Annotated in this window: 9 protein-coding genes; 4 read left to right on the forward strand and 5 right to left on the reverse strand. The window is 40.0% G+C overall.

What is annotated here, in order from left to right:
• Positions 1 to 82: 82 nt before the first annotated feature.
• Complete coding sequence (locus NFS43_RS05865) at positions 83 to 1,096, reverse strand: N-acetylglucosamine kinase (RefSeq protein WP_251550438.1); 1,014 nt, start codon at positions 1,094 to 1,096, stop codon at positions 83 to 85.
• Complete coding sequence (gene argH / locus NFS43_RS05870) at positions 1,068 to 2,603, reverse strand: argininosuccinate lyase (RefSeq protein ID WP_251550440.1); 1,536 nt, start codon at positions 2,601 to 2,603, stop codon at positions 1,068 to 1,070. The genes NFS43_RS05865 and argH overlap by 29 nt, the downstream gene beginning before the upstream one ends.
• A 634-nt stretch (positions 2,604 to 3,237) precedes the next feature.
• On the opposite strand from argH, the gene NFS43_RS05875 reads away from it, so the two are divergent.
• Complete coding sequence (locus tag NFS43_RS05875; protein WP_251550442.1) at positions 3,238 to 4,710, forward strand: GGDEF domain-containing protein; 1,473 nt, start codon at positions 3,238 to 3,240, stop codon at positions 4,708 to 4,710.
• A gap of 101 nt (positions 4,711 to 4,811) precedes the next feature.
• Here NFS43_RS05875 and NFS43_RS05880 read toward each other — a convergent pair whose 3' ends face one another.
• Positions 4,812 to 7,040 carry an AAA domain-containing protein gene (locus NFS43_RS05880; protein ID WP_251550444.1) on the reverse strand — a complete coding sequence of 743 codons (2,229 nt, stop codon included), beginning with the start codon at positions 7,038 to 7,040 and terminating at the stop codon, positions 4,812 to 4,814.
• A 496-nt stretch (positions 7,041 to 7,536) separates the two neighbouring features.
• On the opposite strand from NFS43_RS05880, the gene NFS43_RS05885 reads away from it, so the two are divergent.
• A complete protein-coding gene (locus tag NFS43_RS05885; protein ID WP_251550445.1) occupies positions 7,537 to 8,277 on the forward strand; it encodes an amino acid permease in 741 nt (246 codons plus the stop codon).
• Positions 8,278 to 8,370: 93 nt separating this feature from the next.
• Here the strand turns inward: NFS43_RS05885 and NFS43_RS05890 are convergent, their stop codons facing one another.
• Complete coding sequence (locus tag NFS43_RS05890) at positions 8,371 to 8,832, reverse strand: GNAT family N-acetyltransferase (RefSeq protein ID WP_251550447.1); 462 nt, start codon at positions 8,830 to 8,832, stop codon at positions 8,371 to 8,373.
• Between the two features lie 164 nt (positions 8,833 to 8,996).
• On the opposite strand from NFS43_RS05890, the gene NFS43_RS05895 reads away from it, so the two are divergent.
• Both NFS43_RS05895 and NFS43_RS05900 read left to right on the forward strand, forming a co-directional pair.
• Complete coding sequence (locus NFS43_RS05895) at positions 8,997 to 10,625, forward strand: peptidase MA family metallohydrolase (RefSeq protein ID WP_251550448.1); 1,629 nt, start codon at positions 8,997 to 8,999, stop codon at positions 10,623 to 10,625.
• A gap of 153 nt (positions 10,626 to 10,778) precedes the next feature.
• Positions 10,779 to 11,120, forward strand: coding sequence for a hypothetical protein (locus NFS43_RS05900; protein WP_251550450.1), 342 nt, complete (start codon positions 10,779 to 10,781; stop codon positions 11,118 to 11,120).
• A 74-nt stretch (positions 11,121 to 11,194) separates the two neighbouring features.
• Here the strand turns inward: NFS43_RS05900 and NFS43_RS05905 are convergent, their stop codons facing one another.
• Complete coding sequence (locus NFS43_RS05905; RefSeq protein WP_251550452.1) at positions 11,195 to 13,258, reverse strand: sigma-70 family RNA polymerase sigma factor; 2,064 nt, start codon at positions 13,256 to 13,258, stop codon at positions 11,195 to 11,197.
• Positions 13,259 to 13,282 lie beyond the last annotated feature (24 nt).

Consider the following 13,282-nt stretch of genomic DNA (forward strand, 5'->3'; position numbering starts at 1 on the left):
TGGTTTGGTAATGTGTATACGCCTCTATCCACATGCCAGCTCCTAATTCAGTTCATCTGTGCGGAATCGTATGTCGCTGCCTTTACTTATTCTTTTTCCACCTTAATTGCCAATCCTGAAGGGATTGTGAACAGTTCCATTCAATGGTTTTTGAAACTCCTTTTCCTTTACGCAGGCCGTAAAGCAAGGCACAATAAAGCGGCTGTTTATCAAGGATGAAGTATCTAAACGTGTAATCTTTTGCCAGCCTTTGGATGAGACGGCCGGCCACAAATGGGTGATACTGCAAAATGCCTCCGCCTAAAATAAGCATGAAGGGTTTTTCAGACAATCCTAACTTTTTAATCGCAGTCCGGCAGGCATGGGCCAAATCCGCGGATGCATTGGATAGGATCTCCATTGCTTTAGTGTCCCCTTGATCTGCAAGATCGAAAATCACAGGTGCCAAAGAGGCCATTTCATTAATCGAAGAATTTGCTTTATAAACCCAATTCATTAAATCTTGGATTGTCCGCAATTTCAGATGAGAAAGAACCGCATCCATGATTCCAGAAGGCTCCTCCTGTCCGTCAATGGTACGAAAGATGTGCTGAATCGCCGCCAGTGAAATCCGGTATCCGCTGCCTTCATCCCCGATTAAATGGCCCCAGCCGCCAACCCTAATGGATCTGCCTTCCCCATTCATGCCACAGCAAATCGATCCAGTCCCTGCAATGACAAGAACACCAGGCTCATCATCAGCCAGTCCCCGCAAGGTCATATTGGCGTCATTCTCTAAATAAAGCTGGTCAACTCGAATCCCTGATTGATCAAAACTATCTAATAATATTTTTTTAACTGCTTGGTAATCCTGACCTGTATCAATCCCTGCCATCCCCACAATGGCTCGTTCAACCTCCAAAGCGGCCGCTCCGATTTGATTCAGAAGGGCCTGCAATAGCTTGGTCAGGTTTTGGTTCGTTTGGGCGATGCCGATATTCTGATAGTTGACAGGACCCTCTTCTGCATAGGCAAGAATTCGGCCGTCATCATCACACAGCGCACCCCTGCAGCAAGTGCCGCCCCCATCAATGGCCAGAATTGGAATCGGATTCATCCGTTTGGCCCCATTGGTTTGTGAGTTGATCCAGCTTTTTCCTGCATTCCGCCATTCGATTCACTTCAGCGTTGAATAGAGAAATTTGTTCATTTAAACACGCCCTTCTATCCGTAATCCCCCGCTTCATTTCCTCGGGAGCTGGTCCGCCTGGCAATGACCGAATCTTAACAAAGTTTTCTGGATCCATTGCAGCACGGACAACTGCCTCTGGTAAATTCAGCGGATAGCCAACCACTGCTTCTGCCGCCTCATCGACCAGCTCCGAAGTAACATGGGTCGCATTCATGCACCTTGAACAGGCGATTTTCACAACTTGGCTGGCAATCGAATGAGCAGTTCGAAACGGGATATGCGCTTCCCTAAATAAGGTGTCGGCTAATTCTGTGATAGTCGCAAAACTTTCCTGGGCTCTTCTTTTTAAAAGGGCTTCATTTACTTCCATTGTGCCAACTACTGCTTTTGTTAACCGAAAAACTTGATCAATAAGCTGCAGGCTCTTCCATAAATATGGCTGCAGGTCATCCTCGGTATCATTGATATCTCCGTATGGCGTGTTATGCAGCATTTGAAGGACCGTTTGGGCATTGCCGATCCCGCTTGAACTCAATGCGCGGATATGCTCCAAGGAAACAGGATTTCTTTTTTGCGGCATAATGGAACTGGTTTGAACATAAGGGTCAGCTACACGGATAGCAGAAAATTCTTGAGAGGACCATAAGAGGAGGTCTTGTGAAAACCGTCCTAGATTGATGAACGATAATTGGCATGCTGTAGCAATTTCACCTAAATAATCAGCACCGCCAATAGAATCATAGGCGCTTTTGATGATTTTCGGAAAACCTAAAAGCTCTGCCACTCTATTTCGGTCAATCGGAAATCCGGTCGTAGTTAATGCTGCCGCGCCTAGTGGACTGGCATTGCATGTTTCATAAGCTGATTTTAATCTTTTTAAGTCACGGTCAACCACATCGTACATTCCTAGCAGATAGTGGGAAAAGGTCATAGGCTGGGCCTGCTGCGTATGAGTATGGCCTAGGACAATCGTTTCCTTATAGGAATCAATCACCGTTAGCAGGGTTTCTTGAAAGGAAAGCAGCGCTTTGAGGGAAATTTGAAGCTTGTCCCGAAGAACCATCCTATACATTGCAACCCCCATATCATTTCGGCTTCGGGCAAGGTGCAAACTTCCGCCAATTTCTCCAGCAACATCCATAATTTGACTTTCAACAAGAAAAAAGAGATCCTCATAATTCCCATCATAGGAGGATTGAATCAGTGCTTCCTTATCCAGAGCGCGAATCCCTTTCATAATTTGAGCAGCTTCATTCACTTCGAGTAATCCTTGTTCCACAAGCATAATCAAGTGGGCTTTATGGATCGAAATCATCGGCTCTAGCAAAGATTGTTTGGCATGCTCATAAGCTGGAGCTAATACCACCTCAGAATATGTTGCACCTGGAAACTTGCGGCCTTCCTTTTTTAAAATACTCTCCATCATGCTCATTACATTACCCCCTTGTAGACACTTCCATGGCCAGTTAGAAGAAATAAACATTCGATTAGTAAATAAACTTTATTTACTAATAAGGCTTGAATATAAAGCAATTGAAAAAGGCTATATTAAGGATTTGTAAAAACTTTGTAAAGTTCCCTTAATAAGGAAATTATAGACCCCTATTTATAGGTTGTCAACAAATTATCTAAATACTCTTATAATTCAAAAACACCTGCCGCCACCCAGTTATGTCGATAAGTATTCAACCAATTCCGGGTGGTGGCAGGCGCTTGCCTCTATTATATTGATATTGAGTTAACACTAGTATAGAGGCGAGGTACTTTCCATAATATACAAAAATACGTAAAATCTCACTTTTTCATTTAGACAATTGAGACTTTTTGATTATTTAGTATAATATCCTTAGCAAACTAAATAAAAAGTAAGCACTCTATACAATTCTTAAAAAGGTGAGGACGCAAAGTCACGGACCTGAACCCACTCGTAAAGGTGCCGGACCGGCAAAGGAACCGGATCAAATAGGTGAACCTAGTATTTGAGGTTCGCCTTTTTTTATCCGATGTTAAAAAGAATTGCTTCCATGCTTTAATAATTATGCGTTTTATCAAAAGGAGTTAGATCATTGGCAGTCAAACCTGTTTTTTTCTTATTTCTATACATTTTAGCTGACTATAGTTTGTTATTTTTTTTAGAGGGCAATCCAATTTTGCTTTCAACTGTTAGCAATATTTTGCTTACTATAACTAGCCTCATCACTGTAACCGTTCTTCTAAAAACATACACTAACCAAAATAATCAAATAAAAAAATTTACACTATTATTGCTTTTAGGTTGTTTATCTTATTCTATAGGCAGTATTTACTGGACTTACTATGAATATATGCATATGTCCCCTCCAACTTTGGGATTATATGATTTTTTCATGTTATTAGTATATATATTTTTTATTTGGGCCTTAATTTACTATTTTAAAACTCATAAAGTTGTATTGGCAGCTACTTACCTATTTGACATCTTGATATTTACAGTCATAACTGCAACTTTATCCTGGGTATTTATCGTTCGTCCCTTTTTAATGCCAACTTTTGATGCTCATTCCTTGTTAATGTCCATTACTTCTTTAGGTTATCCAATAGCAGATTTAACAATATTATTTGCATGTTTAATTATTTTTCTTTATACTTCATTATCTAAATCGATACTTTTAATTATTTTAGGTTTTCTTATCAATATAATGGCCAATAGTATTAACTTTTATCAAAGTGCTCATACTACTTATCTTTTTGACCATCTTCTTGATCCGTTATGGGTTTTATCGAATTTACTTATAGGATTTTCAGGTTTAGACAATTTTAAAGTAAATCAGAGAACGTATCCCAAAAAATATTTTCGATTATTTATTCCATACTCTATCATGATCATTTTTCTTTTTGTGTTATACATTCATTTTTATGATATAAAAAATCCTTTATTTATTGGCGTTTTTATTTCCATCGTCTTATTAATGATTCGCTTGTTTACTACAATTTATAGTAATGAATCATTAAATCAAGAAATAAACCGAAAGAATTTACAGTTAAAGGACGCAAACGAAAAGTTGAAATTTTTAGCCTATCATGATGAGTTAACGAAATTACCTAATCGGCATTTTTTGTTTGAAAAAATTCAAAATGAAATGAAGGCAACTATCAACCAAAATCAATGTCACTTTTATCTATTATTTATTGATTTAGATGGATTTAAATCTGTAAATGATACTTTTGGCCATTACGTAGGAGACAAATTACTCAGACAGGTTTCTTGCAGGTTAAAAGAACAATTGCCGGAGGGTGATTTTTTATGCCGCTTTGCTGGGGATGAATTTATTATGTTGTTATCTGACAGCGATCAAATTGGTGTGAAAAAAATGGCAGCTGCTATTGTGGAATCTTTAGCTAAACAATATTTGATTGATTCTCACAAAATATCAATTTCGGCAAGTATTGGAATCAGTGCTTATAAAGAAACTGACTCTTTGTTATCCGTGATGAATAGAGCGGATAAAGCGATGTACGACATAAAGAAAAATGGAAAAAATAGCTTTGGTATTATGTAAAAGAACTCCCTCTCAATTAAGATCGTGATGTCAAACAACCTCCATGGTATTGTTTCGTAAATAACACGGAGGTTGTTTTGGGCATGATAGAGAAAATTCTATTAAAACTGCCTTAACAAATACTCACAAACCTTGCTTGAACTCAGTCTAGCCGCTACATAGGGCGGTTGGACTTCTCTGGCTCCTTCCAATGGAAATCCCAGCCATAACACCTTCTTGTCAACCATCACAAACGGAAACGGAAAACTCTTTTCCCGCCATACATCTGAGCTGCTCCATCTTTGTTCGGAAATAACCGTCAACGTAATTCCTTTGCCTCTGTTTCGTAACTGCTGATTCCACTCTTCAGTTAACTTGGCACCCTTCGGCAAAGAAATAAGAATCGATGACTTGGCCGAATTCAGGTCCCGAAACACAGCTGCTAATTTACGCGCATGCATCCATCTCAATTTTGGCAGCTGGTTTCGAATCCATGAGCCTATTTCTTTTGTCGTGACCGTTTGGTTGTGCCAAACCTGATGATCAACGAGCTGCCTTAGTGTTTTTCCGCGATAAATGTGCTTTTCAATAAAATGCCGGTTGCTGACATGAAGAAATTTTCCTTTCGTTCTCGTAATTGCCACATTGATCAAGCGTTCACTATCCTTGCCGGTCATTAGCATACCAGCCCGATCTTGCGGGGCACTATCGACCGTATCAAAGATCATCACATCCCGTTCACTCCCCTGAAACCGGTGGACGGTGGCGGCAATAATATCTGCTTGGCTGCGCTCCTTCTCATAGATTTCTTCAAGAAGCAGTTCCATAAGATTCGCCTGTGCCCGGTACGGTGTCACATACCCAATCGATTTTGCTCCCCCCAAATAGGCTTCATGAATCAATTGAAAAGACAGCAGCAGCTGCCATAGGTTGAACCGGGAATTGGTCGCCTTATCACTCATACAATGCAAACCCGTAAAACTGGTATCCACCAGCACAGCCGCCTGGTCTTGAAAAGGAGCAAGGCTTACGATCTTATTTCTGCTTTTAAAGACACTTTCGTGATCTCCTACCAGCGAGTGATAGATGTACCGATTCGTAAAAGCAGAAATTTCAGGGTGCATCCTCCGCTGCTCTTTTAATAGAAAAAACTGAGGATGAAGCTTCCCTTCATTTAGCGACTCAACCACCCCAGCATGATGGAACACATCCTCTTTCAGCCATTTGGCTGCAAGGGGGTCCCGGCTTGCAGCAATCGGAGGCAGCTGCTTAAAATCCCCACAAATAATGACCCGCTTGCCCAAAGCCGCGGCAAAAGCGGCCTGCGGAACATAGGCCATGCTCGCTTCATCGAGGATAACGACATCATACTCCACTTCATATACAGCACTGTCACTAGCTGCCTTTGCCAGCGTCGTCCCAACAATGAACGCATCTTTAACTAATTGAACCTCTTTTTTTCGAACTTTTTCCAGCAATTTTGCAATCTGTGTTTCAAGCTCCAGCAAATGATCCGAATCGCGTTTGCTAAAAGAATCGGCCAGGTCCTGCTTTAAGGCCCTCCTTTCTTCCACCAGCCTCTCTCTATCATGGGCAAGATGAGGGTCCTGCTGTTCTATCAGCAGATTAGTGGTAATTTCCTGATGGGCTGCCAGCGTCTCACCGGGGTTCCCGCCGTAGCGGAGTACATCCCCTTCACGGAATCGTTTTTTCTTTTTAATAAAATCAGTCAGTTCCCTCATCACTACATCGACAGCTTGGTTGCTATGGGACAGGATCAATACTTTTTTTTGCTGAAAATATTTGTTGGCTGCCGTTCTGGCTAAGGTGTATGTTTTTCCGGTACCCGGCGGTCCCCAGACGAACGTGACCGGATTGTATTTGGACCGCAGCACCAGTTCGTGGACATTACTCGTAATCTTTTCAACTGGATGATTGGCTTTCATGGGAGGATTCATCAATCGTTTCACTCTCAGCCGCTTTTGTTTGCTCTTTTTGATTTCATCCAAGCGTTCGATTAATTGTTCGAGCAATTCCCATGGGTCATGCATCAAATACGCATCCGGGATGAGGTCTCCGAAGCTTTGCTCTAATGCCAAAATGATTCCCCTGCCTTCAGAGGAAAGCACCTTGCCGCTCGTTATCATCGTTCCCCATTCCAATTTGATTGAGGAACCCACCGGAATTCTTAACGAAATGGCGGTATCAAAGTAATAGCTATACGGGCCGTCGTTCGATAGCAGCCTTCCATTGGTCACTGAATATCGGCTTCCGCCAAACTTTTTTAAATAGTTGATCTCTAGCTGCAGCGCTTGCTGCCACTCCATAATATAGGTTTTGGTTGTCGTCATTTGCTTCTCCTTGTTTGTGCTGCTTTTAAGATTGTATCAAACTTGGTTCCGTTTTTGGGTGCCTGATATGGAAGGTAACAGTGCAAAAAGCGCTTGTTTAAATTTAGGGCTAGCCTGAAAAATATCCTCTATGTTATAACTGAACGTTGATTTTCTGTGCTTGAAAAATAAAGGGAGGAATTCCGCTTAAATTGGGAAATACCCGTATTTCCTTAAAAATAAGGGGATTTTTTCCGTTTATTGTATCAAAATCAATGAATTTTGGCTTATTTAGAGCCGTTAAGCGGAATTTCTCCCCTTATATCGGCTTCTTAAGGCCCCTCTAACTACAATAGACGGAAATTCTCCGCTTATTAATTCTCATACCTACACGAGAATCAACAATGAACTAACAGAGCCAAATTCATAAAAAAGTCAAAATACATTTAAAAGCATTATTTTAATAAAACAAATTGAATAATTATACACACATGATTATTATTATATTACTATTTGAATGAATCTTATTTGGGAGAAAGCAAACATCAGGAAAACCATAGAAAAAAAGAAGCTCGGTGTTTTGGGCTTATCACTCATTAGCATCAATAACATTATGGGCTTAAAAAACATTCCGTTCGCCGCTACGGTTGGACCCTCTGCCATTTTGTTTTGGGTCATCGCGGCACTTCTTTACTTTATTCCCATTAGTTTAATCGTAGCGGAACTATCGACCACCTATCCTGAGCAAGGCGGGATCATCGCATGGGTAAACCGCGCGTTTGGCAAAAAGGCAAGCTTTCTATGCGGTTGGTTTTATTGGGTTGCCAATTTCACTTACTATCCCTCTTTAATGATCGGGATCGGGATCATGGTCAATATCGCTTATGCTGCCACCCATCAGGAAATAATTGAAAACACATGGCTGACCACTATTGTTAATATTAGTGGCCACTCTTGCGTTCTTTATACCTTATGTCTTTTTAATATGTGCTTATATCAAGCTTCGGAAAACAGACAAACAAGCGTTAGGCCATTTAATGTGAAAAGAGATATAACAGCTTATTTCGTTGCTGGCATTGGATTATTATCAGTTATTGGAACAATCGTATTAACGTTAATTCCATCTCCTGATACGACTGTTGCCCAATATGCCCCACTCGTGATTGGACCGGTCGTTTTCGCAGTACTAGGTTTTTGGTTTTATCGATTAGGTTCAAAAGAAGAAGAGAAAGACATCGCTTTGAAAAAAATTAGTTAAGGTATATCTCAGACCAAGAGGCCATTCCACGGAATGGCCTCTTTACTAATTGTTTATTTTGCCAGTGCCAATGCCTCTGGGCAATCAGGAATGTTAGCTGGCAGTCGTTTTCACATATACCTTTGTTGGCTGGCCATTAAAAATATAGGCTTCCGCCATATAACTCCATCCGTATTTTTCATAATACCCCTCTAAATCTGTACAAAGGTAAAAATTTTCAAATCCTTTCTTATTGGCCTCTTTGGCAGCATGTTGAAGCAAAAGAGAGCCAAATCCTTTTCCTCTTAATTCTGGAATAACATATAAACAAGCCAACCATGGAGTTAGATCCTGGCGGCTTATTAAATCGTTTGTTAGCAAGGCATAGGAACCGATTAGCTGATCATTTTGGAGAGCCAAATAAAAACGAGGCAATTCACTTTTGGCGTTGCAAGAATGTTTCATGCAATCATGATAAAACCTCACATTTTCTGTGCTTCCCCATTGTTTCCAAAAGAAGTCTACGGCTTGATCAAACAAATCCATTCTATCTTTTATTTCATATATCTTTATCATTTTTCCCCCTTAAAATACCTGCGACGTCCTGAACCTTATTGATGAACTTCCAAATTATAGGTAACAAATTTATTTTAAACGATTCCACTATGGGATGTCATTTATTTTCCAATGTTAGACATGTTTTTTCTTGGAAGATATACTAAGTATAGGGAGAGTGAAAGATGAAAAATATTTTCCGGATTTTAGTCGGTATCGCGGTGATCCTTATTGTATCTTGTTTATTTTTTGTTCTAACCTTGTACTTAGATGGACAAGCTGGGATTAATGCATGGCTTCTTCTTGTTTTTTCCATACTTCTTGTTATTGTATTTAGCTTTAGATCGAAAACCTATTCGTCAAAAAACAAGAGCAAGCTGGTCATAGCGATCCTTTCAGCCATCTTCCTCACACTATCTACTCTGGTAATAGCCTTTTTAAACTTAGCAATCTATCAATTAGATGACTATTTATATGAAGATAATCAAGTCCTGACCACTGAACAAAAAATGGATTATTACAAAGAAATAACTGATAGTATCACAAGTAATAAAAGCAATCAGCAATTAGAACAAATGGACCATCAAAAGGTTGGCAATATTACGTTTTACTATACAAAAGACATGGATGATCAACAGTTGATCGATGCAGCAATGAAAGCAATCGACACGGCAAAAACCAAGTACCAAAGCTTATTTGGGAAAGTCGATCACACTCTCCCGGTTAAAGTTGTTTTCTTTGATAATCTTAACGAGCTTTCCATGAATAATGATAAAAGATTGGATGGGGCCAAATTCGGGGGTGAATATCATGCTAGCGACCAGACAATTCATATACCGATACCTTCTGATATGATCCCACTGAACGAATTTAAAGAGACGATGATGCATGAATATGCCCATCATCTCATGTACTCAGGTTTGGGCCAGCCTTCATTTGGAAATTTGCCCGTCTGGTTTAATGAAGGGGCAGCCAGTTACATAGAGGACTTTACTCTCGGAGTCAGAGATTTGGATGAGAACTTTGAGTTTGTAAGTTTTGATGATTTAACGACTCTTGGACAATGGCGGAGCCATCTAAAAGAACCGTATGATCCCTATTCCGAGAGCCGTTTGCTCATTAGTTATTTAATCGAACATGAGGGGCCAAATGTCCTTCAAAAACTTATGGATGTGCCGGAACCGACTTCTTTTGATGAGGCTTTTAAAGCCGTAACCGCTCAGAGCATTAGCGATTATGGAGAGACCTTTATCAAGGAAATGAATAATGTTCGAGAATTAATGGATAAAGCAGACACCCTGGACATCGAAAAGGATTGGCAAGGAGAGCTGGCAGTTCTGGATCAAGTCCTATCAATGGTTCCAAATCATGTTCTTGCCAATCACCGAATCGGCAACATCTATATGGAAATGGGCGATTATAAAAAGGCAAAAGAGTACCGTGAGACGGTTCTGTATTTGGATCCAGAAAATGCTGCCTCCTATACCTATTATGCAGATACCTTGCTTTTCAATGGTGAAATAGATACTGCGGTTGAGTCTGTGGAAAAGGCTAGTGAACTAGCAAAAATGGAGCCTGAAGGGAATGGCTGGCAAGAAGGATATTTAGCTCATTTAATGGACTTAAAAAAAAGCATTAGCGAAGGAAATCCTCTTCAGGGCTATCTAACCATGATTAACAGTGATTATGTCCTCTTTGACCAAGATAAATTAAACTTGATTGATGTAGCTTTGGCCAGTTATCCCAATGCCAAGTCAGCCGACAAGGAAAAATTGGTGGAAATGAAACGAGAAATAGAGACTGGGAAGGAATAAGGACAAGCCTCTAACAGACTGCAGATGGCTTGTCCTTATCCTTCATATCATTTCATCGTTTATTCACTGTATTTTTCCACTTCTGGTGTTAAACTTAAAATATATTTGAGCTCCATAAGAAAATGATCTCCATAAAGAAAGGGATGTTTACTAGTGAAAATTGAATTTGAAAATGTCACTATAAATTTTCTCCCTTTCATCATAGCTGCCATCATTCTCTTCTTGTTAATGAAATGGGGCAAAGAATTAGAAAATCGGCGGTTTACGCTATTTTTTTATTTCTTGATCAGTTCCTACATAGCGCCGCTTTATTCCCGTTACACAGAAACAGGCGGTTTATTTCAGATATGGTTCCCTTTAGGTTTTGTCTTAGTCACCGCTTATCTGCATGCATATAAAAGAAGCCATCCCGCCAAAATAAAGGCCAGTCTACTAGGTTTAATTCTGGCAATCTATCTTTTAATTCAAAAATATATAGATTTTCCATTAGACTAAAACGGACCAGGGACAGACCTGTCCCTTTGTCCATAACTTCTAACATGATGATCATGTCTGGTGAAATACCTCTCTCATTCCAATGAAATCTTCACAACATCAGCCAAATATTTGGTTGTGTTATATCCATAAATCTCCAATCTTTTTGGATTCACTTCTTCTCCAACGTTGTCACTGTGCAATTCTATGTTATCAACTGTAGTGAAGTATCGAGGCTGCTCAATTTCTTCATAGGCAAAATTGCCTCGATTCAAATCGTATTCTTTCCCGTTTTTATCAACCAGCACTCCTTCTGGACTCATATCCATTGAAGTAGGGACCGTTTCATCCTCACCTATAATATTAAATTGAAGCGACTCATATGCTCGATTTTTAATGTCATGATTGCTTAAGACCACTTTGGTCGGCTGTCCCACTTCCACCTTTTCGATGGTGATTGTGCTGCCTGCATAGTCAAAGGTTTGAGGATATTCTCTAGACGCATCCAGTTCAATGCTTTTATGGTCCTCAATATTTAGATTAATGGCTCCAAAATGGACTTTAACCTCTTTTGGCTTTTCTCCTGCTAGAGCTTCAAATGGTGTTTGAAAAGTACTCCAATCCATGTCTTGATTGGTTTCCACAAAAGAGCTGCCATAAATATCCGCTTTCACTTTTTTATCGTTCACTTCTAAACTGTCAAAATTAAGAAACATTTGCTTCTTTGACTGTTCATTTCTAATGCTATATTGCAAAATCGCCGCGGTTGGAGCGATGGTTAGTTTATCAAATCGAACCGGGATCCCTTCAATTTCGGTTTCTTCATTCAATGCATATTCGATGGAAGGCTGTCTCGTTACGGGGATCTCGAAATTCCAATCCCCTGTTGCATAGTCCATTTCATCATTCATCCTAAACCCATTCTCATCATAAGAATTAGGATTCAATTTCATAAGTCTTGAAATATTGAGTTTGATTGTCCCGTTATCCTTGGAAAGTGGGAGCAGACTAATTTTTCCCTGATAAACGTTCTTGGCTTCCTTATTTACCTCTGATTCAAGGTCAAGCGGATTGTACCGTGGATTTGCTGAACGGTTCATGATTTCATATGAATTCTCCACAAATACCCCATCATCATAATTTATTACATATTGATTATCTTTATTTGTATCTTCGATTTCATAAAAAACAAGCGTCTGAACCTCGTCAGCAACCACACCCTTGATCTTGATTTTCACCCCATCGCTTTTTGCTTCCAGGTTCAGCCTTTCACCCAGGTCCTGTTTCAAAAAGGCACGCAATTCCAGATTCTCCTCTGTCCATGTATAGTAGAGGCTGGAAAACATTCCTGTAAAATAACCTATACCCATTAACAATGCGAACATACCGGCAATAACAAGCGCTTTTCTTTTCCGTTTCTGGTTCTTCTCTTTTCTGCGCCTATCCGTTTCTGCCAATCGATTTTTGACGTTTTCCATGAAGCCAGATGGCATAGGCAAATCTTCCATCCTTTCCGTGAGCTCCAGCATGACATCCTGGAATGCTGCCAAATCCTCCTGACAGTTTTGGCATTGATAAATATGCTTTTCTAAATCAATCTTCCTCGACCGCTCCAAGGTTCTTTCTAAGTAATCGATGTAATCCCCGTGATACTCCTTACAGCCGTAAAAGGCTGATCCGTACCCCATTTCTTTTCTAAGAGACTGGATCCCAGAAAACAAAAGCTCTTTTACCTTTTGCACTGAAACTTGGAGAAGATGTGCTGTTTGATCCATAGGGATTCCATTTATATAGGTAAGGACAACCGCTTCTTTCTCGGACTCTTTCAGTTGGTCAAGCGCTATAAATAAATCCTGCCGCAGTTCACTTTCCTTTGAAACTTGTAAATTTTTATCATGAGAAAACTCACGGCAGATATGTATGAATATGGAGGTAACCCATGTTTCGAATGATGTTTCATTTTTAAATCGTGGAAGTTCCTTTTGGACCTTTATAATGGACAAGTAAAAAAGCTCTTCCATTTGCTGTTGAGTTCTAAGATAGGTCCAGCCAAGTGTATAGAACGCTTGGCTATGCTGTTCGAACCAATCGAGGATGGATCCCGCTCCTTTTTCTCTTATCGCAGTGATCGAAACGGGATCCATTTTTGCTGGAATCATATTGTGTTTCCCCCCTTTAACCAA

This window comes from Neobacillus muris (assembly GCF_943193175.1).
Classification (GTDB): domain Bacteria; phylum Bacillota; class Bacilli; order Bacillales; family Cytobacillaceae; genus Neobacillus; species Neobacillus muris.

Bases quoted from the DNA above. Each gene is read 5' to 3' on its own strand.
- NFS43_RS05905 (WP_251550452.1), bottom strand. From the start codon at position 13,258: ATGATTCCAGCAAAAATGGATCCCGTTTCGATCACTGCGATAAGAGAA.
- NFS43_RS05880 (WP_251550444.1), bottom strand. From the start codon at position 7,040: ATGACGACAACCAAAACCTATATTATGGAGTGGCAGCAAGCGCTGCAG.
- NFS43_RS05890 (WP_251550447.1), bottom strand. From the start codon at position 8,832: ATGATAAAGATATATGAAATAAAAGATAGAATGGATTTGTTTGATCAA.
- NFS43_RS05885 (WP_251550445.1), top strand. From the start codon at position 7,537: ATGAATCTTATTTGGGAGAAAGCAAACATCAGGAAAACCATAGAAAAA.
- NFS43_RS05865 (WP_251550438.1), bottom strand. From the start codon at position 1,096: ATGAATCCGATTCCAATTCTGGCCATTGATGGGGGCGGCACTTGCTGC.
- NFS43_RS05895 (WP_251550448.1), top strand. From the start codon at position 8,997: ATGAAAAATATTTTCCGGATTTTAGTCGGTATCGCGGTGATCCTTATT.
- argH (WP_251550440.1), bottom strand. From the start codon at position 2,603: ATGAGCATGATGGAGAGTATTTTAAAAAAGGAAGGCCGCAAGTTTCCA.